The sequence below is a fragment of the Methanobacterium bryantii genome (assembly GCF_002287175.1).
Classification (GTDB): Archaea; Methanobacteriota; Methanobacteria; order Methanobacteriales; family Methanobacteriaceae; genus Methanobacterium_D; species Methanobacterium_D bryantii.
In genome coordinates this window covers 13420-37610 of the sequence record NZ_LMVM01000012.1, presented here as the reverse complement: position 1 = coordinate 37610, position 24191 = coordinate 13420, and the positions used below count along the sequence as shown (strand labels likewise).

The 24191-nt window shown below is 34.4% G+C and carries 10 protein-coding genes; 9 read left to right on the top strand and 1 reads right to left on the bottom strand.

Translation table 11 applies throughout. The features are described from left to right. Positions 1-402 precede the first annotated feature (402 nt). Both ASJ80_RS05700 and ASJ80_RS05695 read left to right on the top strand, forming a co-directional pair. The gene (locus tag ASJ80_RS05700) at positions 403-2013 is read left to right on the top strand and encodes an Ig-like domain-containing protein (protein ID WP_069582027.1); all 1611 of its coding nucleotides are present in this window, start codon (positions 403-405) and stop codon (positions 2011-2013) included. 455 nt (positions 2014-2468) lie between these two features. Next, complete coding sequence (locus ASJ80_RS05695) at positions 2469-6869, top strand: NosD domain-containing protein (RefSeq protein ID WP_069582025.1); 4401 nt, start codon at positions 2469-2471, stop codon at positions 6867-6869. Positions 6870-8182: 1313 nt separating this feature from the next. On the opposite strand, the gene ASJ80_RS05685 is transcribed toward ASJ80_RS05695, so the two are convergent. Continuing rightward, positions 8183-9358 (bottom strand): acetylornithine transaminase, encoded by a 1176-nt coding sequence (locus ASJ80_RS05685; RefSeq protein ID WP_069582019.1) that lies wholly within the window; start codon positions 9356-9358, stop codon positions 8183-8185. Positions 9359-9717: 359 nt separating this feature from the next. Here ASJ80_RS05685 and ASJ80_RS05680 point away from each other — a divergent pair, with 359 nt between their 5' ends. The 7 genes from ASJ80_RS05680 to ASJ80_RS17640 all read left to right on the top strand — a co-directional run bounded on the left by ASJ80_RS05680 (position 9718) and on the right by ASJ80_RS17640 (position 23983). Continuing rightward, positions 9718-10143 (top strand): peptidylprolyl isomerase, encoded by a 426-nt coding sequence (locus ASJ80_RS05680; protein ID WP_069582015.1) that lies wholly within the window; start codon positions 9718-9720, stop codon positions 10141-10143. A gap of 230 nt (positions 10144-10373) precedes the next feature. Beyond that, complete coding sequence (locus ASJ80_RS05675) at positions 10374-12017, top strand: MFS transporter (protein ID WP_069582009.1); 1644 nt, start codon at positions 10374-10376, stop codon at positions 12015-12017. A gap of 863 nt (positions 12018-12880) precedes the next feature. Next, positions 12881-13090, top strand: coding sequence for a hypothetical protein (locus ASJ80_RS05670; RefSeq protein WP_141705140.1), 210 nt, complete (start codon positions 12881-12883; stop codon positions 13088-13090). 308 nt (positions 13091-13398) lie between these two features. After that, complete coding sequence (locus tag ASJ80_RS05665) at positions 13399-13683, top strand: hypothetical protein (RefSeq protein WP_141705139.1); 285 nt, start codon at positions 13399-13401, stop codon at positions 13681-13683. A 462-nt stretch (positions 13684-14145) separates the two neighbouring features. Next, entirely contained in the window at positions 14146-18588 is a 4443-nt protein-coding gene (locus ASJ80_RS05660) for a cobaltochelatase subunit CobN (RefSeq protein WP_069582001.1), read from the top strand. Positions 18589-19002: 414 nt separating this feature from the next. Beyond that, positions 19003-23526: a cobaltochelatase subunit CobN gene (locus ASJ80_RS05655; RefSeq protein WP_245837489.1), complete on the top strand. Its 4524-nt coding sequence runs from the start codon at positions 19003-19005 to the stop codon at positions 23524-23526. A 322-nt stretch (positions 23527-23848) separates the two neighbouring features. Continuing rightward, entirely contained in the window at positions 23849-23983 is a 135-nt protein-coding gene (locus ASJ80_RS17640) for a hypothetical protein (protein ID WP_269221330.1), read from the top strand. Positions 23984-24191: the final 208 nt, after the last annotated feature.

Genomic DNA, 24191 nt, shown 5'->3' with positions numbered 1-24191 from the left:
TAAAATTATTAATTTGTCAACTTCAACTTCGATTTTGGAATTCCAAAAAAGAAGTAAACATTAAATTTATTCTCTTTCTACTATAAAAATGTTTTATGTTTGAGTTGAAAAAATGGAAATTATTGCTATAAACAATAAAAAAATTGCAAATCATGTTTTCAAGAATTTATTAGTTTAATTTATTTAATTAGGACTTTAATTATATTTTTATAATATTTATGAAAACTCCTTTAAAAATTGTAATTTATGCTTAAACTCAATATTAACTATATTTTTGTTTGTAGATTTTCTATTTACTGCTCTTATTTTAGGGTGCATTGGTACTATTATACCTAAACGTTTATATATTTAAACTTTTAACTTTTAAATATAATTGTTAGTAGTAATTAGGGTGTGATTTAAATGTTGAAAAATGTTTTTATTTTTGTTATTCTGTTTCTGGTAATTAGTATAGTCCCAGTAAGTGCAGCAAAAATAGGTGGAGTAGTTAATAATGGAAATAATGTTGATGAAACGCTTTCAACAATGGATTGTAATGCAAATGAAATAAACGAATATGTAGACAAGATGATGAATAATATTGCGAATATAAGTGACTCTATAAATTATATAAAAGGTAATTGGTGGAAATTTTGGAAATTGAAAGAGTTAAGCTCCCATATTTCTATTATAAATTCAGAGTCTAAGCAATTGAAAACAAATGCAAAAAATATTGAAAGTAAAGCGCAAATAATTAAAGAGAATTCTGAAAAGCTGGATCAACAGGTTCAGTATAATAACAGCCTTAAAGATGCAGAATCAATAGCAAAACAGCTAGGGGATCATTTTAAAATATTTTTCAACATTTCTAAAACTTCCCCATCTGAACTTGAAAGTGGGGATATAGTACAGCTCAAGACTGAAAAAGGGTATTACAGGTATTTGATTTTTGATAAAATTGATAAAGAAAATGAATTTGCATTATTTAATGGAAGTAACGGCAAAATTGATCAAATACCTGTAGAACAGCTTCCTTCGCTAGTTACATTAAAAATAACTCCTAATTACCCTGGTTTCAATGGTTCGCAAGCTGTAACTCAAATATATTCAATTCAAAAAGAAAATATAGATCAAAAACTGGATGCAGCTAAAAAAACAGCAAATACCGCAAATAGGCTTATGATAGCGGGGGAATCTCTAGGGGGAATCGCTGCTTTATTAGGTATAATTGATATAGTTTTGTGGAGTCTGGTTTTTCTAACTCTAATTTATAATGCAGTTCCTGCAGTTACTATTGTTATTGTGGTTATTGTACTAACTATAGCAATAACTGCGATTTTAGTAGCCTACCATATATTGAATAAATATGCTGAGGAAATGAAATCCTCTGCTGAGGCAGATTTAGCAGATTTAAACTCTTTTCACAACAGTGAAATAAATCATGTGCCTGTTGCAGGGAATAGTACAGTAAATACGGAATCTGGAAGGGAAGTGCAGGGAGTGTTTAATGCTACTGATGTTGATGGTGATAATTTGACTTCAAGTATTGTTTTTAAGCCTGGAAATGGTAGTGTAAATATTTCAACTAATGGGAGCTTTAGTTATACTTCTAATAAGGATTTCTTTGGTAATGACACTTTTAGTTACAGGGTAAAAGATTCTAAAGGAAACTATTCAAATGTTGGATGGGTAACAGTAGTTGTTAAAGAGAATGGTACTTTAAATATTACTGCGCAAAATTTGACGGTTGAGACTGTTAAGAATATGCCTGTTACTGTGAATATTAATTGTACGAATGTTAGTGCAGGGTATAAAGTGTTTATTGTTGATAAACCGTTAAATGGGAATGTTACTGTGTTAAATCCTGGAAACATGACTTTTCCCTGGGTTCAGTATGTTCCGTTTAAGGATTTTGTTGGTAACAACACTTTTAGCTATCAATTATCATTCAATGGAAGAACATCGAATATCGCATGGATCAACGTGATTGTGAAAGATAATATAGTGAACCCTTTAAGTAATTACAACCTATGAGAAATGTATCTGCAGTTTATGCCTGAAAGCGAATTTCAGGCAAAATTTTTCTTTTTAAGGGATATAATTCAACCAATAAAAATTCAATTTATAAATATGCTTTATTAAAGTGCTCTAAATGATTTTATATGCATTTTAAATAGATTTTTGTGTTATAGGAGAAATTGCTATTTATAAATAAAATTAAAATTTAATTTTTAAGTTCTAGCTAATAAAATAAAACAAATTTCAGTGCTAAATTATTTAAATGGATTATTTTTTAGATATTTTACTGTAATTTTTTTATTTAATTTGTATTTATTTGTAATTTGTATTATTTATTCCTTAATTTGGTATAAACTGTTTATTTTTCCTTTTATCATGTTTAATCATAATAAAATAAGATATGAACCGAAAGTATTAAATATTACTTAATTACAATAGCCATGTATTTGTAATAATCGATGTGATGAATTATGGCGAATATAAAAACAGTTTTGGCATGTATAACGTTTTTTACAATACTTTTGATGTTTAGTGGAGCAGTATCGGCTGCTAATTGGACTGTAAGCCCCGGTGGTAACATTCAATCGGTTATAAATAGTGCTTCTGCTAAGGATATTATTACTGTTAATGATAATAATGGTTCTGCATATACGTATACGGTGAATTTGGCTATTAATAAGAATGTAACGTTAAAAGCTAAATCTGGTGCATCGGTGACGCTTAAAGCTTCGAATTCGTCAAAACCTGTTATTACTATAAATTCTGGTGGAACTGGTTCAATTATTCAAGGATTTACAATTACTGGGGCCACAAAATCAAATGGAATTTATATTAATGGAGCTTCAAGCTGTAACATAACTGGAAATGTTTTAAAAACTACTTCAAATGGTATTTATCTTTATCACAGTTCACATAATGTAATTCAAAATAATAATGTGAGAAATAGTAGTCAATATGGAATTTATCTTAATTATTTTAGTTTGAGTAATGTAATTCGTAATAATATTGTAACAAATAACAGTAATGGAATTTACCTTTATACTAGTTCACTAAATATAATTCAAAATAATACGGTAACAAATAATAATGTTGCTAACTTTGGAATTCACCTTTATGTGTTTTCAACTAATAATACAATCCAAAATAACACTGTGACAAATAATGGTAATGGAATTTCAGTTGATGCTAGCTCAACTGATAACATAATCCAATATAATACTATAATGAACAATAAAATATATGGAATATACATTGGCAGTTCTTCTTTTGCTAATGTTCATTTCAATATAATAACTGGAAATATAGCCTATGGGCTTGAAAGTAATGGTGGAACAGCAGATGCTACTAATAATTGGTGGGGTTCAAACAATCCAACACTTTCATCAAATCAGGGAAGCGATCTGTATATTACCATGAATGGCGGAACTATTACTTATAGTCCTTGGATAACTTTAAAAGTAACTGCTAATCCCACAAGCACTAATAATAATTCCACAGTAACTGCAGATTTAACTCATAATAATGCAGGTACTGATACTTCTTCTCAGGGCCATATTCCGGATAATACTCCAATTAATTTTACTACGACATTAGGTACTGTAACTAGTTCTGTTTCAGCTAGAAATGGTAAGGCTAGTGCAACATTTAACCGTGGAACAGCTATTTCTGGGACTGCAAACATTACCGTAACTGTAAATAATCAAACTGTGCAAACCAACATTATTATTGATGCTATAATGCCTATAGTAACTACAAATCTTGCAGGAGGAATTTATAATACTACAAAGTCTGTAACTTTGACTGCGAGTGATAATTTGGATTCTAACCCTGTAATTTATTACAGTACTAATAACGGCAGTACATGGAATCATCAGGCCAATACTGTCACTTTGACTCTTAATCAGGGAATAACAAATTTAAAGTATTATGCAGTTGATGCAGCGGGTAATAGTCGCGCTACTCAGACTATAAATTACACAATTGATACAACTGCTCCAACAGTAACTATAAATCATGCAGGTGGTTTTTATAACACTTATCAAAACGTGACTTTGAACGCAACGGATAATCTTGACCCTAATCCTATAGTTTACTACACCACAGATGGTTCTGATCCACAAGTAAATGGTATTAGATATACAAATCCAATAACAATAACTAATATCACAACCCTTAGATATGTAGCAGTTGATGCAGCAGGCAACTGGGGCTCTGAATATACACAAAACTACACTATAGATACATTAACTGTAACTGCAAATCCGGTAAGTGGAATTTATAATACTACAAAAACAGTAACTTTAACTGCCACTGATAATCTTGACTCAAATCCAGTCATTTATTACACTCTAAATGGTACTGCTCCGACAACTTCAAGTACAAGGTATACTGGTCCTATTACTCTTCAAATGAATGGTAACTGTAATATTATTAACTTAAAATTTATGGCCGTCGACAGCATTGGTTATCAAATGCCGACTCAAAGCAGGATTTATATATTAACGCTTCCTGTTGTGGATATTAACACTAACATTTCTTATTCTAAGATTCAGGATGCTATAAATGACGCCTTAAACGGTGATACTATTGAAATAGTTAACGGAACATTTGTAGAAAATTTAGTTATTAATAAAAAGCTTACAATAAAATCTGTTTCTGGAAACAATGTGATAATTATAGCTGCAAATTCATCAGGCCCTGCTATAACAATTAATTCTGGTGGAAGCGGTTCAATAATTCAAGGTTTAATAATAAATGGTAGCGTCAATTTAAATGCCAATAGTTGTTCAATCTCCGGAAACACTATTTTTGGAAATGGAACTTCTGGAATTATTGCTTCTAACTCATTTAACAACACCATATTTAATAATACAATAACTAGTAATGGTTTTGAGGGAATTCACAGCAGTTACAGCAGTAATATCATATCTAGCAATATAATATATGGTTGTAACAGTGGAATTTATTCAGAATATTCCAATGATTCCATTATAAGCAATAATTTAACTGATAACTATTATGGTATCTGGACCTACAACTCGACAGATGCTATACATTTTAATAGAATAACTGGGAATACTTACGGGCTTAGAAATGATATTGGTACAGTAAACGCAACTAATAACTGGTGGGGCTCAAATGCTAATCCATCAACCAATTCAAGCATTATTTGGAACGTAAGTGGAAATGTTATAGCCAATCCATGGTTAGTTTTAGGTGTAAATGTTTCTTCTACTAATTCTTGTGGAAATACCAGTGTAACAGCAGATTTAACTCATAATAATCAGGGTGGAGATACATCGTCCCAGGGTCATGTTCCTAATGGTATACCTGTAGATTTCTCAACTACATTTGGAACAATTGTCGGTTCAGCTTATACAGTTAAAGGTAAGGCAACAACTATCCTACATCTTGGCAGCACGCAAAATGCAACAGTTATAACAACAGCGTCCCTTGATAATCAAAGTGTCAATGCAACTGGAATTATATCTACAGGAGTAGCTGTATTAACCATTACAAGTACAGCCTATGATACTTCTACTGGTCAGCCGCTTAATATTACATGTAATATTACATTAAATGAGTCTGTGACTTGGCTCAGTGTCGTGACGACTTGTATTTCTACATATTATTCCAATGCCCCGACAGATGAGTTACAGGTTATTATAGATGGAACTGTAGTGCTGGATAGATGTATTTATAATAATGCGGCCCCTGTTATTGATACTCTTACAGTTAATTTAGCTTATCCTGGAGTATCTGGATTTAATATAACTGTAACTGACCCGAATAACAGTACAAATGTGACAACTCTGAACTTCCCTGGAAATTTTGTTCATAGAACAGTCCAATTAAAATACATAGGTTCGCAATATGATAGTGTACAAAGTTTTGCAATAGCCACAACAGATGTAACTTCTAGTATTGTACAAGACTGCTTGAATCAAGGATCTAATTATCAGTCTACTTCTATGAAAGCTGCATACAATGCTTTCATAGCAGCTTTGATGGTAGAATACCTTCATGATCAACTATCTGATGCTGTTGCTCCTGAATATAATGTTAGTTGGAGTCGTACCAGTCCAATTGTAGTTTCTGCATATGAAGATGCAACTGGAACCTATTTAACTTTAGATTGTGATCATAGCATGGGAATGACAGTTATAGGCACATTAGGAAATATGTATACATTTAACTACCTCACTTCTTCTAATATTCCATTAATTGAATATGCAGTAATGAATACATCTATTAATGGGACTTTTAATTCGGTAGAGATGGATCTGATTAATGCTTATTTAAGTAATGCTACTCCTCAAATATTTGTACAGAATGGATTCCTCATAGAAGTGTCTGGCAATGATTTCATTGTAATTGACTCAGAAACAGGTATTTGCAGGGATATTAACATAGTTGCTAATTTATGTGGTAGTTGGTTTGATGATAGCGTTGCATATGAACGGTGGTTTGTAAGTGTAGCGCAATTGAATTATTCTCAATTAAAAGACTTCATTCGTGGTGAACCTGCGATTCCAGATGGAAAATATTATAATATTGGTCCATTACTTAAAATAGATATGGGGATATGGCTTTTCGGTCTTGGTGCAGCTATTGGTGGTGCTGATGTTATAGCTGTTTCTGCAGCAATTGCTGTTTCAGGTCCATTAACATTACTAGCAGGAGATTTGGCAGTTGGTACGGCTATTGAAGCTGCTGCTGTAATGTCAGTTGGTGTGTCGTCGTTCATGCTTGGTGTTTCTGGAATGATTAGAGAGCCAACCTATTCTGATGAAACTTATGTGGAACAAGCGGAAGATTGCGCAGTGGAAATAGCGGATCTACTATTGGATACATTACGCCATGGGATTTAGTATTATTGGGTCATTATTGGATAGATGACTGAAGATATTTATTCCGATAAAGGTTAGATGGATCAATTGGAAAAGTTCTGGAAATATATTGGGGATAGATTAGATATGAAAGAAATAAATTTAAAAATAGATTAGACCTGAAAACCCTCAAAATCTATAATTTTTTTTGAACAGAATTCCGTAAAAAAAATATTCTAGGACTATTTAAATCTTATAAAAATTAATAGTAATTCATGTATTATTGAAGCTTAGGTGAATTCTATTTAATGGACCTAGTTCCTTGGAAATACATCATGAAATGATTACACTAATGAAAGAAGGCAATGTATAGTATAGTTGAAATTAAAAGAATCACCCAAACAAAACCTAATTTTTCCCAAATAGACATAGGTTTATATTTTTCAGGATATTTCTTTGAACGGTAAATACGATCTAAAAAAGCAAGTAGAAGTACGAATAGCAGTATAAACCAAATCGAACCAGTAATAACACCTATAATAAGAAGAATTCCCATTAAATATGTAATTAAATAGGAGATATAGTTCAATTCTTTTTCAGGAAGTTTTAGTTTACAGTAAACGATAATTAAAGTGATTGTAATTATAAGAAAAATACCTATTATTAAAAAAATTGTATCAATAATTCCCATAATGCTTATTTTCTAAATAAACTATAAAAAGTTAATGGAAAAAAGGATTTAATGAATTTGCAGATAAAATTCTTTTTTGTAGCTATTTATTTTATGAAATCAATTTATCAGTTACTCTTTAAGATAAGTTGCGAACTTTAAACCACTAACGTGGCGTCATACACATATATTACGAAAACAATATCCCTTCGAGGAGCATGATTATCATAATATGCCGGGCATATAATGAAGCTAAAAAAATGGAAATCCCAATATTAAAAAGGGTATTGTTGTAATGTTCCCAACAGTACTTTTCTAAATAAGATATAAAAAAATTCTGATTTTTTTGTTATATAAATAAATTTTTAAAAACAGTGGAATCTGTTTCAATATAGTAAATGAAACTGATTGTGTACAAACATGGCAGTACTATATCATCTTGCAGACTATGAGAAAAGATAAAAATTAATAATAAACCTGGAAAAGCGATACAACGCCTCCAATTTTAATATTTTCCACGTTTAAATAGATTTCATCCTTCCATTTATCTTGAAATTGTTAGAAGAGAAGGATTATAAATTGAATCTCAGTGAAAGACATTATAGACTATCTTATTAAAGTGTAATCTTAAATTCATTGTCAATTTAAAAATATAGGGATAGAGAAAACTTCTAAAAAATGAAATTTAAGAAAGCTTCTCTAAAATAGTCTCTAAAACACATGTAACAGTGTCTATCTGACCTTTATCTATGTTAAGCGGTGGTAAGAACCTTAAAACATTACCTGCTGTACAGTTTATAAGAACACCCTGATCCCTGGCAGTGGTCACGATATCAGAACAGTCAATATCTATTTCCATTCCAATCATTAAACCAGCACCGCGCACATCCTCAACTATGCCGTACAGTTTTTTCTGTTCGTTAAGTTTGTACATGAAGTATTCTCCCATTTCCTTTGCTTTTAGAGGGAGATTTTCTTCAATTATAGTTTCAATTGACGCTTTTGCGGCGGCACATGCAAGTGGGTTTCCACCGAAGGTTGCTGCATGGTCTCCAGGTTCAAATGCATCTGCAACTTCTTCTTGGGCAAGTACACCGCCTATTGGGAATCCTCCACCTAAAGCTTTAGCAACAGTGGTTATGTCTGGGGTCACACCGAAAAGGTCGGATGCAAACATTTCTCCAGTCCTTCCGAATCCAGTTTGCACTTCGTCGAAGATCAAAAGAACATCATTTTCATCACAGAGTTCTTTAAGTTCTTTTAAATAACCTTCTGGAGGCACTATAACTCCTCCTTCGCCCTGTATAGGCTCGACCAGAACTGCAGCCGTGTCATCAGTTATAGTTTCTGAAACTGCCTCAATATCTCCAAAAGGAACATGTGTAAATCCTGGAGATAGTGGTTCAAATCCCTTTTTGTATTTATGCTGGCCTGTAGCTGTAATCATGGCAAGTGTTCGCCCGTGGAATGAGTTTTCCATGGCAATTATTTCGCCGTTTCCTGTAAATTTCCGTGCGAGTTTCACGGCCCCTTCATTTGCTTCTGCTCCGCTGTTACAGAAGAATGCTTTATCATGCGGAGAAACTTCACTAAGCAATTTTGCTAATTCTACCTGCTCCTGTGTATAATAGATATTAGAGCAGTGAATCATCCTTTTAGCCTGGTTACATATGGCCTCTACAACCTTGGGGTGCGAATGCCCTACGTTGTTTACGGCAATCCCTGCAAAACAGTCAATATACGTTTTACCTTCCATGTCCCAAACCACAGATCCCTGTCCCTTTGCAAGGGCTAAAGGATATCGTCCGTATGTTTGCATGACGTATTCCTTATCTAAAGCCATAATCTCTTCCGTATTCATTAAATCACCTTTGTAACATATAAGTAGAAAATTTTATTATCTAATTGAAATTTATTTTACTAAATTAATTTGTTTTGTCCACTATTAAATCATCCGGAAAATTTAGAAATTTTATGGGTTTAAAGAATAAAATATGATTTAAATTATTTTTCTGGTATGTTTCTGTTAATTTAAGGACTAAATGTAGTTAAGTTCATATATGATATGATAAAATAACTATCTTAATATCTCATTAAACACTATTTCATGGGAGAATTACTGGAATTCAGAAAGTAATTAAATACACTTTCTATAAATTTGAATTTAATTAATATTTTAAAAATTTTTACTTGATTATAAATAATCGATGGTGAAAAAAAATGAAAAAAGCAATAATTGAAACTGATAAAGGGAATATAGAACTTGTACTTTTTGATAAGGAAGCCCCAAATACAGTGGCTAACTTTGAAAAACTTGCAAACGAAGGATTTTACAACGGCCTGACTTTTCACAGGGTAATTCCTAATTTTGTCATCCAGGGCGGATGTCCTAAAGGAAATGGAACTGGTGGGCCTGGCTACACTATAAAATGTGAAATAAACCCTCACAAACACGGTGCAGGAGCTCTTTCGATGGCTCATGCAGGTAAAGACACAGGCGGTAGTCAGTTTTTCATTACCCATTCTCCACAGCCACACCTTGATGGAGTACACACCGTTTTTGGTAAAGTTGTTAAGGGAATGGATGTTGTAAACAAAATAAAACAGAACGACGTAATGAATAAGGTTACTGTCTTTGACGAATAACTCTATTCTACTTTATTTTTATTTTAAATGGTGTTATGAATTTTTTAAAAATTGCATCTTTAATTTATTTGTTTTGTTTGATTTTAACACAATTAAGGGCTTAATATGCTTTTAAATATATAATAAATGGTTGAATTTTAAAGGATCAGCATGTTCAAAAAATTTATTAGCAACTTTTTATATAAAATAAAGTTAAGTAAAGCCTTATTTCATATTCAGGTGAAACTGTTTTGAATGTTTTAGAGAGAAAATGGAGAATATTATTTGCAATTGCTATAGGAACCATAATGGTGCCTATTAATGCCAGTATTGTTAATGTTTCATTACCTACAATCACTGCTTTCTTTTCTACAAGTATTGCGAGCTCAGAGTGGGTAATAACTGCATACTTAATTAATTTACTGGGTTTTGTCCTATTATTTGGTCGTTTAGGTGATTTCTACGGTCATGAAAGAATATATATGGTGGGCCTGGTTAGTTTTCTCATCACGTCAGTTTTATGCAGCTTATCCCCTTCAATAACTTTTCTTATAATTTTCAGGGGTCTGCAGGGTATTGCAGCCGCATTAATGCTGTCAGTCTCCATGGGTATAGTTAAAAGTGCTTTTCCACCCAGTCAGACTGGTAAAGCTTTAGGTATATATGCCGTGGCAATATCTGCAGGGTTAGCGATTGGTCCAGCAATTGGGGGGTTAATACAAACCTTTTTTGGATGGCAAACCATATTCCTGGTAAATATTCCAATGGGTATAACCAGCTTTCTGCTCTGTTATAAAGTGTTAAAAAGAGGCGAGACTAAATCAGCTAAATTAGATGTTCCTGGAGCAATATTGCAGTACTTTTGCCTTTTTTCTGTGGTATACCTGCTTAATGATATTCAAACCTCAAAATTAGATGCTTTGACAATAATAATGGCTTTTGTGGCTGCGATAACTTTAATTTTGTTTGTCTGGAATGAGAAAAGGGCAGATGATCCTCTTCTGGACATTGAAATATTTAAAAATAAAACATTTTCTGCATTTAACCTCAGTCTGTACTTCAATTATATCTGCATGTATATGATTCTCTTTATCATGCCTTTTTACCTGCAGAAGGTGTTGCTGTGTAATCCTGCATTAACGGGAGCTGTATTAATGGCTAATCCAATAGTTATGATGGTTCTAGCTCCTATAAGTGGAACATTGGCTGATAGGGTAGGTTCAAGGCCCTTAGCAATTATGGGGGCATTAATAAGTGCTTTAGCGTTTTATTCTATGACCTCTCTTACCATGTTCTCTAATGTCTTTGATGTTGTATGGAGATTAGCCCTTTTAGGGATAGGCGCTGCAATCTTTCAGGCCCCAAATAATAGGGCAATTATGACAGTTATACCTGATAAAAAGAAAGGATTAGCTTCCAGTATTATAGTAACCATGAGAAATCTGGGAATGGTATTTGGAGTATCAATTGCAGGTATACTGCTGTATACCACTATAAGTCCGGATGCTTTACAGCAAAATCAACTCTATAACCTGGCGGCATATAATTTTACAAGTGGAATGCACTTGATAATGATGTTAGGAGCACTTTTAAGTATAATTATACTAATACTTTCTCCAGTGGGTATCTACAGGAAGAAAATCACTGAAACTAAAGAGATAATTCAGGAATCAGACATAATACCTGCACCGCAGGATATAATTGAAGAATCAAGCGAAATAATCAATGAATTAGAGCTGGTAAAACATTCAAAGGAATTACTTGAAGATTCAGAGCTTTTAAAGTATTCAAAAGAGATAATTAAAGATCCAACTATATTGAAACGGCCGAAAGATATTTTAAAGGAAAAAATGGAGGAATTGAATTTGGAGATCTCCAGGAAGAATGGCAAATAGCTTTGGAATTGGTCTCTTTTTAGGATTTAAGTATATTATTTACAAAGATTTAGCTCCTATTTTTTTTAATTTACTCAGATTATAACAGAAAATTACCATTTTTAGCCATTAATTAGATATTTAGAAAGTGATATACTACTGGGAGTTTTCTTTATATATTGTCCTTATTTTTAGTGTAAGTATTACTATTTCATTTAAATTTGTCTTGAAAGTAATAATAAACTTCAAATAGAAAGTATTATATGTGAAAAAATTATAATTTGTGTTTGTAATGGCAAAGAACCAATTTGTATTACTTTGAATATGAATACATGTATTAAACTCTATGTCAAAGTTTATAATTTTATATTTTAAATTTGATTTCTGGTGTCTGTTAAAAATCGAAGATTTTTACATGCCTGAGGAAACTTAGTTTCCTCGGTCCCGAAAACAAAGCATGCAAACACCTTGTGTTTGCTGTGTCAAATTATAGCTTACGAATCTTAAAAAATCGTAGATTTTTTATGCGTAAAACATGCACAGCATGTTTTACAGCTTCGATTCGTGCCCCCAAAAATTCAAAGAATTTTTGAGGGATTTGACAACATTCGAAAAGCAAAGTTTCGTAACTCCCAAAAATCATAGATTTTTGAGGATTTTGACAGTTTTCGAGGGTCCCAAACACCAACTTGTTTGGGGGCTGCAAAAATTCTCAATTTTTGCACACCGCAAATCTTGATTTGCCGGCTTTGCCATTCTTTCCTCCTTATTGGAGGAAAACTAAAATTAGCGTTGAAATGTAATGGTTTTGAAGATATAAGATATTTAATTATATTTTTTATATTGATTTCCATTTCGGGGGAGTAAAAGTGGAGCATAACTATTTGGCTGAATCTGAAGTAATAGAGAAACTTGTAATTTTAAACACAGATTTTGCAGGAAAAGGTTCCTGCATAGCATGGACAACATTTCCTTACAATGAATTTAATTTAAGAGTTGTAAAAAGCTGTTTAAAAAAACTTGACTGGGAGACGAGGGAATATAATTTAAACTATGATGAAAACCTGATTTTTGTTGAAAAAACTTTGTTATAGTTATTATTAAAGCACCCCTATTTTTATTACTTTTTTTATAAGTATTAAGATTCTGTTTAAATTGGCCATGAAAGTAATAATACCAAATAAATAGAAAGTATTATATATAAAAAGCGCTAATCTTTCTTTGTAATGGCAAAGGGATGATTTAGTATTACGAATGGTTTAAAATACTTAGCTAAATTATTAATTCACCTCTTGCCATAAGTTTCCCCCTTGATGTCATTAGGACATGAAAATTAACCCAAAACATACCTTAGCAAATAAAAAAGTATAGGGCATTTAAATTTCGCTCAAATGTATTTAAAATGCCCTACAAACTTTTTGAGGGATATGATATGAATTATAAGAATAACGTTGAATTGTTAGATATGAAAAAATTAACAACACTAGATTTTGTAGTAGAAAAATTGAAAGAATTAGATTTTGATTTTGAAAGAAAAGCTACATGTGTTGCATGGACCACTTTTCCATATAATGAAGAAAATTTAAAGACCGTAGAAAAAGCTTTAAAAAAGCTTAACTGGCGAGTTGAAGAATACATTTTAAATTATGATGAAAATCTTATCTTTGTTAAAAAGGATTTAGAATAAATAGTTTTTATTTACTCTGGTTATTGCATTTTTACATTTTTTTAGGAATTTTTAAAGGATTCAGTAATAACATTAAACTCTGCTTTTTTTCAAGTCTAAAGACCAATTATATCAATTTATGAGTTAATGATGGCTTAAAAACATTATTATTATAAAATAAAGTTTGGTATGTATTTAATACATAAATAAATAGTATTTCATATTCTTTTTTTTAAATAAAGTATATTTAACTAATTATAAAAAGTTTTATTTTTTTATTAGTTTTGTACAATATATTTTCTTGATTTTACTTAATTTTGAGAGAATTTATTACAAATTGAACAATAATTACTCAATTTGTAATAATTTTATGTGTTTTTTATTACTAAACTTCATAATTTGAACCTAAAAGTAATAATAAATGAATAATAAAAAGTATTAAATATTGGTAGACTTTAAACTCTCTTACAAATAGGAAAGGAGGTGAAAAATATTAAAAAACAAGTAATATTACTAATAACAACGTTTGTTTTTATATTGGCGCTGTTTGGAACAGTTTCTGCAGCAAATACTACTACTGGAGGTGATTCTGGAGGCACAATAAATTCAACTGATCTCAGCAGCTCCTATCAAAATAGTTCATTAAAAGAGGTTAAAATTAAGGGCCAGGTTCTTGATTGTGTCACCAGCAAACCATTTCCAGGAGTAAATGTGACTGTATCGGGTAATGGAAATAAATTAAGTTCTACTAAGACCAATAGCAAAGGGGAATATGAACTGAGATTTCTAAGTAATTTAACTCAATTCAACGTGACAGCGAGTTACACGGGGCATAAATCTTCGTCTCAAATAGTAAATACTCGTCAATATACTTCAAATAATTCAACAGTATTACAAGGCACTGCTACTTTTAAATTAGGAAAACCAAAAGTAGTTTTCTTATTTACAAGTTCTTCAGCAGTATCAAATACGTTAATGAATGCATTAGATCAAAATACCCACTTTACAAGTGAAGTCTACTTACTTAAAAATCTTCCAGCGGGTCTCAATCTCACTAAATATGACCTGGTATTTATTGACTATTTATACACTTCAACGCCGAATCTGGATAAAATAACTCCCCTAATAGAGGAAGCAAAAGCTAAGGATATACATGTGATCATTACAACAACGTATTACATGTCAAATCCAACAAATGTAGATTTAACAAAGCTTTCTGCTATTAGGCAGTACTGGACTAATATTTCACCAGAAAATGTAAAAAATATGCTGAAATATATGGCAGTGAATTTTTTGGGGGTAAAAGATAGTTATCAGAGCCCTGCCACTGTAGTTAAGGTTGGTATTTATCATCCAGATGCGGACAAAGTATTTTCAAATTTAACCAGCTATCTGGCATGGTACAAAAAATATAATTCAAATAAGCCAACAGTAGCAGTTATGTTTGGCCAGTTTTCATATAACAAAGCAGATACGGCAGCAGTAGATGCATTAATCAGCGGATTTGAAGCAAAAGGGTACAATGTAATCCCATATTTCCTTGATCATGAGACATATCCTTTAGGTCAAGTAGATATAAACACGTTTTTAGTGTATAAAGGAAAATTCCTTCCAGATTTAGTTGTGCATTATCGTGCTGCCGGATGGGATATGATACGGTCATATAATGATACAATGGCTGAATTAATTTCCATGAATGTCCCTATTATCAAAGCACTGACCTATGAAGATTCATATGAAAAATGGCTAAATGCTACTCAGGGAATAGGGTCCGCTACATTTGCATACTCAGTTACAAATGGAGAAAAACAGGGTATAATTGATCCAATTGTTGTTGCAACCACAGAAACAGATTCTAAAGGTATAGCTCAAACAGTACCAATCACACGGCAAATAAATTGGATAATTGATAGATCAATAGCTCAAATAAACCTCAAATACAAATCAAATGATAATAAGAAGATAGCTATCATTTACTGGACTTCACAGCCAGGATTGAGTTCTGGAGTTAGTGCAGGACATTTAGATGCATATGCCAGTTTAGTTAACCTTTTGCAGGCTTTGAAAGACAGCGGCTATAATTTGGGAAATAAAAAAATTCCTACAGCAGATGAACTTGCGGTGATCATCAGAAATCAGGGTTCAAATATTGGTAACTGGGCACCTGGAGACCTGAAAAAGCTGGTTGAAAATTATCCTGTGGTTTTAGTTCCTGAATCTCAATATTTAGCATGGTTTAACAAGCTTAACGCTGCTAAAAGACAGGAAGTTATTGATGAATGGGGCGAAGCACCTGGAGACATAATGGTTTACACTAAAAACGGTACAAGGTATCTAGTTTTACCTGTAATTCAGTATGGAAACATTATTCTGGCTCCTGAACCATCCCGTGGTTACACTCAGAATGGGGAAGTGATGTATCACAGCGGCAGCGTACCGCCGACTCATCAGTATCTGGCATTCTATTTCTGGTTAAATAATGTTTATAATGCAGATGCATTGATTAACTTTGGAAGACACGGTACTGTGGCATGGTTACCAGGAAAGAGTGCAACTGGTCTGGACTGTGAAAATGATTGGCCTGCGATTGTAAGTCAAGACATGCCTGTAATCTATCTATTTACTGTAGAGGGAAGTGAATCTACTTTACCTCAAAGAAGACAGGGCGCGGTAATGATCAGCCACTTAGTACCAACTATGACTATTTCCGGGCTTTATGGTAATTTAACAGTACTGAACCAGAAGTTGAATACATATTTCGATCAATCAACATCGGCATCCATCAAGGCAGAACTTAAAAGTACAATTTTACAGCTGACCAAAACTCTTCATCTTGATGAAGATATGAATGTGAACTTATCTACAATCAAGGATTTCGATGATTTCGCTATTGAACTGCAGGATTATCTGCAGGAAATGGAATCAGAATACATCACGCTTGGGTTACACGTGCTTGGTGAACCCCCAACGGGAAATTATTCTATTTACATGGTACAATCGCTTTTGGGTTACCAGTTTAGAGATTACATGAATGTGAATAAATTAACTGATGATCAGGTATATTTACTGCTTGAAAAGGTTTTATTTGATAAAATGTCAGCTGAAGATGCTCAAAAATCGGTCTTAAACCAAACTAAAACTGATTTAACGGCCTATCTAAATCTGGCAATAATATACATGAATAACCTTGCTCTGGCAACTAACGAGATCAACAGCACTTTGAAAGCATTAAATGGAGGTTATATTCCTGCATCTAACATTGGAGACCCAATTACAAATCCAAATGTGCTTCCTACTGGAAATAACATGTATTCATTTGACCCTAGAACAGTACCTACCAAGGAAGCATGGAATATCGCTGTGAAACTGGTGGACGAAATGCTGTCTTCTTACTATAAACAGCATGGAAAATATCCAGAAAAAGTAGCCTTCATGCTGTGGGCTACACATTCAATTCAGGATAAAGGTGTAATGGAAGCTGAAATACTCTATTTGATGGGTTTAAAACCTAAATGGGATATTAATGGATATGTCAACGGTACAGAGGTAATCCCTAATCTTGGAAGGCCTATAATCGATGTTGTAATCACTACAACTTCTCTTTACTTGAACGACTATAAATGTGTCTTGGATGTACTTGATGATGCCGTAAGATATGCTGCAACCATCAACAGCACAACAAATTACGTTAAAACTCATTCAAATAGTATTTATCAGATGCTTATTAAAAAAGGCTACAATGAGGAGGATGCTAAGCAGCTTTCGATGTCCAGAATATTCTCTCAAGAACCTGGAAATCACCATAACCCGCTAACAGAGGTTACCCTGGGTAAAAGTGGGGATAATATGCAGGCAGTCATTGACACCTATATAAATACATTTGGTTATTTATACGGTTCTAATGCGACTTCCCAAATTCTTGTAGACCTTTACACAGCAATCCTCAATGGAACTAGTATGGCAGTTTTCAGCAGGGATGTAAATGCTAACGACTTGCTTGGTGATGATGACTACTATGCGTACTTTGGAGGTTTGGGAGCAGCTATAACTAAAATAACTGGTACTGAACCTGTAATGGTCATAAATAACCTGGAAAATCCAGATAAACCCAAAACAGAAACCCTAGCTGAGTCAATAGCCCGTGATTTAAGAACTACCTACTTCAATCCTAGTTGGATTAGTGCATTAATTTCTCAGGGACCTGGTGCAGCCAGCCGTCTCTTGGACATTACGAATCTGCTGGCGTGGGATATATTAAATCCAGGTACTGCAACTTCAAACCAGTTTCAATCAATTTACGATATATATGTCAGGGATAGCTTGAATTTGGGGCTCAATGACTATTTCAGAACGAATAATCCTTACGCGCAGCAGGCGATCATGTATAACCTTATGCAGGCTATCCATTTAAACCGCTGGAATGCAGATTCTGATGCTCTAAGAGCTTTAGCTAATAGTTTGGCTACTTCAATTAACGATAATGGTTGGAGTGGTGATCTTCTAGACATGAATATTGTAAACGAGATGTTCCAAAATATGAATTCTACGCTTGTAGATGGAATTAAAAGCAAATTGTATGCTTCTACGTTGAACCCTGCATTTGCACCATCTAATCCTTCCCAACCGCAGCAGGGAGGATCCACTTCTACCGGTGGAACTTCTTCTCCGGGTCAAGTTTCTAGCGGAGTTACTTACGCTTCAGCTGCAAGTTCTACACAAAGTTCGCAGGAATCTCAATCTAGTGCAGGTAACCAGGGACAAAACGGTAATGGACAAAAAGCGTATGAGATAACTAAACCAGAAAATTCATCCGGATCTTCAGAAGATACAGTGTTAGCAGCAATATTGGGAGTTATCCTTATACTTGGTTTAATGGGTGCAGGTTATTTCAGAAAGGATATGCTAAATCTATTTAAAAGGAAATAACTCCTATTTTTTTTATTTTTTGTATAAACTTAATTTTTAACTTCTCAAAAATAATAATTTAATTTTCTATAAAAGGGGGGTAGGAATCTGGTTTAACCCAGATACCTTAATAAAGACATCTTATTTGCGAATAAGGAGTTTATGGTAGACCCATTTTGATGTCTTTTTATTATTTATTTTTTACAACAACAATGGATGGTTCTATTTCATATATAAAATTTACTTTAATTTTTTTAAACTAAATTTGAAAAAAATAGATAATGTTAAATATTGCTTATACTTGATTTTTATTCAAGTATTACTTGAATAGGAGGATACTTGCTAAAATTTTTTGGAGGTTGAAGAAAAATTTTACGAATTTTTCAAAACCCAAAAATTTTTGTTAAAAAATTTTGGAGGTTATCAAAATTCAGAATGAATTTTGGAACTATCGAAATTAAAAATTTCGATGTCCCAAATGCGAAGCATTTGATGACCCAAAAATCGAAGATTTTGGAGGTTGAAGAAAAATTCTATGAATTTTTCGAAACCCCAAAAATATTGAAAATATTTTTGGAGGTGAAAAAGATTAGAAAACAAGCGATTTTACTAATGATTACGGCTGTTTTGGGGATGGTTCTGTGTGGTGCAGTATCAGCAGAAAGTTTACAGGGAGGTAATGATACGGGTCAATTTCAACTAAACAATTCAACAGCAAATTCTAGTAATGTTAAAAGTACAGAACAACCTGTTGATCCGGAAATCACTTTAAATGTCACTTTAGAACACCCTGAAGCACTTTCTGGTAACAAACTACCAACTGTAACAGTGAAAGATACCAGTGGAAAAACTATCACTAATGTGAAAGTTGTTAAGGTTAAAAATAATCAGTATAAAGTTAATTTCCTCAGCGATAAAACAAGTTTCAAACTGACTGCAGGTGCCTTAGGGCATGTATCTCAAACAGTGAATGTATTAGTCTCACAGAGGAATGCCGCGGATCCTGTATTTTATGGCGATGCATCTGTGAAGTTGAGGGCGTATAACCTGCTTATAATAAGTGGATCTTCGTCCTATGCTAAGCCGTTCGTTGATTCCAACAAGAAACTCAGGGACAAGGGTTACTATTTTAACCTGAACTTCTTCACCAGCACAGATTTAACATCTGCAGACACCAGGGCGAAGATAAAACAGTCTGCATCTAAGGCAGATCTCATAGTCATAGAGATGATAAGCGAATCAAGCACACTTTCAAATTTAATGCCACTCTTATCAGATTCAAATGCCAAAATAATGGCTTTAAGATGTGGGGTCACATTTTTAAATAACGACAGTATTGATTCCAACGACACCGAACTCCGTGCCTACTGGGACGGAACTGGTACGGACAACATGGAAAGGTTCCAGCTCAGGGCACTTCAAAGGGTTGGCATGTATGTTGAACCCTCTGAAAACCTGAGTGTCATAAACTATCCAACCGAGTTCATATACCATCCAGACTCAACCACACCACAGTTTACAACCTGGAATGACTACCTGAAATGGTACACCCAGAGCGGACACTATAAGTCTGGTAAGTCCTGGGTGGGTATAATGATGTACGCATCTACATTCTTCAATGGAAACGGTGACATGCCCATCAGCATACTAAGAAGCCTGGAAGCCAAGGGTTTGAATGTGGTCCTGGCTGTAACAGCATCAAGTGACACTGCCAGGGCAAATTCCATAACAAAATACTTTTTGAATGGCAATTCTTCACGTATAGGTGCCCTTGTGGCATGTGTTGGTTACAACATCATCTACAACAACCCTCAAAACAGCACAGATCTTCTGAAAAAGATGAATGTGCCAATATTTGCCCCTATATATGCTTCAGACCTTGAAACTTGGAAGAACAGTTCTTCAGGACTTTCCAGTGAAGTTTACTGGCAGGTTGCAATGCCTGAAATGGAAGGAAGAATCGAACCTATCATTATGGGAGGGGTTGAATCTGCAGAAACTGACCCATACACTGGAATCGTTGTCAAAAATTACCAGCCACTATCAGATAGGATAGAAAGAATAACTAACAGGGTCTATAACTGGATAGCACTTCAAACACTCCCTGAAGATAAGAAAAAGATAGCAATTATTTACTATAACTCTGCAGGGGGCAAAGATGGAGTTGGTGCTTCATATCTCAACGTTCCTGAGAGTATATCTGCAATACTTCAAGCACTTAAAGCATCAGGATACAAGGTATCAGGCAACTATTCAGTTGAATCTATAATTGATCTGTTCCTGACAGCTGGAAATAACGTGGGTTCATGGGCTCCTGGAGAGCTTAAAAAGGTTGTGGATGCAGGTGCAATAACCATACCTCTCAGCGAATATATGGAATGGTTTAATACATTACCTAAAGAACTTAGAGATGAAGTAAATGCTAAGTGGGGCCCTGCTCCAGGTAATGTAATGGTATACGATGGTAAAATAGTTTTACCGGGTATAATGTTGGGTAATATATTCGTTGGTGCGCAGCCAATGCGTGGATGGGGAGAGAACTCCACAGACATTGCTCATTCATCAACACTACCGCCGACTCACCAGTACATTGCATTCTACATGTGGTTGCAGAAGAACATGGGTGCAAACGCAGTTATACATCTTGGAACACATGGAACCCTGGAATGGTTACCTGGGAAAAGTGTGGGGCTTGGTGAAGATGACTGGCCAGATATTCTCCTTGGAGACATACCAAACATATACCCCTACATTGTTGATAACACTGGAGAGGGAACTCAGGCTAAAAGAAGGGGCTACGCAGTGATAATTGATCACTTAACAGCCCCACTTATAAGTTCAGGGTTATACGGAGATCTTTCGACTCTTCAAGACTTGATAAACAGTTACGACAGCACAAGCGACAGCGAACGTAAAACAGTTCTGGAGAAACAGATCAGAGCACTTGTAACTAAAATGAATCTGGATCAGGATATTGATCTCAATATGAACACTGCAGACTTTGAAACCATTAAAAACGAAGTTGAACACCATTTGGAGGATCTTGCAGCAACACTCATGCCCTATGGGCTCCATACATTTGGAGTTGCATTGAACGGCACAATACTGGATCAGATGGTTGAATCTATAGTGGGCTTCGACCCTGTAAACCGAGATAATGCGGAGTTTAGGGCAAAAATAAGGGCTGCGCTCTCTCAAAACTATGAAATGGAAGCTTTACTTGCAGCTTTGAATGGAGAGTTTATATCTCCTTCTCTAGGTGGTGATCCAATTCGTAAGCCCGATGTGCTTCCAACAGGTTCTAACTTCTACTCCTTCGACCCAAGATCGGCTCCAGATACAACAGCTTGGGAAATAGGTAAGAAAATGGCTGATGACATGCTAAAAGATTACTACAAGAAAAATGGACACTACCCTGAAACTGTGGGAGTTGTTCTCTGGTCAACTGAAACCATGCGTACCAACGGCCAGACCATAGCTATGATACTCAGGTACATGGGCCTGGAACCGGAATGGAAGTCCGGAAGATTTGTAGGTGTTAAGGTAACTCCATTGAGTGAACTCCAGAGGCCCCGTGTCGATGTAGTTGTAACAATAAGCGGTCTTTTCAGAGATACATTCCCTTACACCATAGACATTCTGGACAAGGCATTCCGTCAGGTTGCAAACCTGTCTGAAAGCACCAGCAACAATTTCGTTAAGAAGCACTACCAGAACAACTACAACAAGTATGTGAACAGTGGTATGAGCTCTAAAGATGCAGATATCCTGGCAGGGGCCAGGATATTCGGAGAAGCGCCTGGAAGTTATGGAACTGGAGTTGCAGCACAGGTACCATCCACGTCCAAGTGGAAGGATCAGTCTGATCTCGTGGACACATACCTCTCAAGGATGTCCTATATCTATGGTGCAGGTACTTATGGTTTACAGGGACTTCAGGCCTTCAAGGATCAGCTGAAAAATGTACAGGCAACTGTACAGGTGAGGGACAACAATTATGGGGTTTTAGACAACGACGATGTTTACCAGTACCTGGGTGGTCTTTCAATGGCTGTAAAAAGCCTTTCTGGAAATGATGTTAGTGTTTATATTGCTAACACACGTTCAAATCCAAAGATAGAGACACTGGATAACTTTTTAGCCACTGAATTCCGAACCAGACTTGCAAATCCTAAGTGGAAAGAGGGAATGCTTAACGAGGGATTTTCGGGTGCCCATGAAATTGTAAAGGAGATAGGTAACATGTTCGCCTGGGATGCAGTGCAGTCCAACGTAGTTAAGGATTGGATGTATGAAACCCTGGCTAAAGATTACATGACCAATCCTGATGTCCGCAGTGCACTGCTCAAATCTAACCCCTACGCATATACGTCTATACTGGGATGGATGCTTGAGGCAAACCGGAGAAACATGTGGAGCGCTGACAAGGCTACCTTAACTGAACTGGCTAATCAGTATATTAATTACGCTAATCAGTATGGTGTTACCTGCTGCCACCACACATGTGCTAATGTTGACTTCAGCAATTTTGTGGTGATGAGCTCTTCATTGAGCACGGCTCAGCTTAAACAGTTCGCGGATATGATGAATAAGGCTACTAGTCAAACTTTAACTGTAGACTCTAAAGGGGCAAATTCACAGAATGAAAATTCTGGTAAAGGCCAATCTAGTACAGGTAAAGGCAGTGGTAGTGTTGGTTCTTCTGGAAGCGGCGTGGGCAGTGTTGGGGCAGCAGCGGTTACGGCTGCAACTAAAAGTGTTTCAAGCAGCAGCAGTGCTTCAGTAGCTTCCGGCAGTAAAAATGCATATGAAGTATCTACAGCAGCTTCTAGCGGTGCGTCAGGATCTTCAGGAGTTCCTGCACTGGCTATCATAGGGGTAGTATCAATTTTATGTCTACTCGGTGCTGGTTACTTCAAATCGGATATTTTGAACCTGTTAAAACAGTCTAAAAAATAAATTTTTCCCTATTTTTTTATTTTTTTAAATAGTTGTTTTTGTATTTTATCTGTAGTTTACTGGGTTTTTGAGGGTTTTTGTAGAATTTTTTATTATGAATTAACTGTTCTGTGGTAATAGGATGTAATTTACTTTAATTTTTTTGAAATGGGCTTGAAAAAAAATAGATAATATTAAATATCACTTATAATTGAATAAAATTCAAGTATACTTGAATAATGTACATTACTTCCTAAACCTGGCATTTTATTTAGCGGGGCCTAAAAAAGGGTGTTGAAGTTACATTACATATAAATTAAAAAATTGCAGGAAAATGGTTTCTATGGTCATGGCAACTCCTGACATTTTACGGCTGAATATTCTAAAAAGATGCGTAATACTGTTTGGTGGGACAGTTCAGGTTGATAATATTCCTAAAGCAGTATTTTCCAGCAATAATTTTTATGCCACATTGTAAACGGGATGGTAAAGAACTTTTTACAGGGCAGTATAACTTTAAAAGATGTAGAATAAATGGATTGATTAATTTAGTCTTTTTATTTTTACTGATTCTCAAATGCCATAATTTAAGAAGCTTAAAATATAATTCACTTGATTTAATTAATGATTGATGAAAGGGGTTTTAAATTTGTTTGGTAAGGGGCGCATACTATCCATTTCTATTG

Coding starts and splice junctions, on each gene's coding strand:
- ASJ80_RS05700 (WP_069582027.1), top strand. CDS start 403: ATGTTGAAAAATGTTTTTATTTTTGTTATTCTGTTTCTGGTAATTAGT.
- ASJ80_RS05695 (WP_069582025.1), top strand. CDS start 2,469: ATGGCGAATATAAAAACAGTTTTGGCATGTATAACGTTTTTTACAATA.
- ASJ80_RS05685 (WP_069582019.1), bottom strand. CDS start 9,358: ATGAATACGGAAGAGATTATGGCTTTAGATAAGGAATACGTCATGCAA.
- ASJ80_RS05680 (WP_069582015.1), top strand. CDS start 9,718: ATGAAAAAAGCAATAATTGAAACTGATAAAGGGAATATAGAACTTGTA.
- ASJ80_RS05665 (WP_141705139.1), top strand. CDS start 13,399: ATGCCCTACAAACTTTTTGAGGGATATGATATGAATTATAAGAATAAC.
- ASJ80_RS05655 (WP_245837489.1), top strand. CDS start 19,003: ATGAATTTTGGAACTATCGAAATTAAAAATTTCGATGTCCCAAATGCG.
- ASJ80_RS17640 (WP_269221330.1), top strand. CDS start 23,849: ATGGTCATGGCAACTCCTGACATTTTACGGCTGAATATTCTAAAAAGA.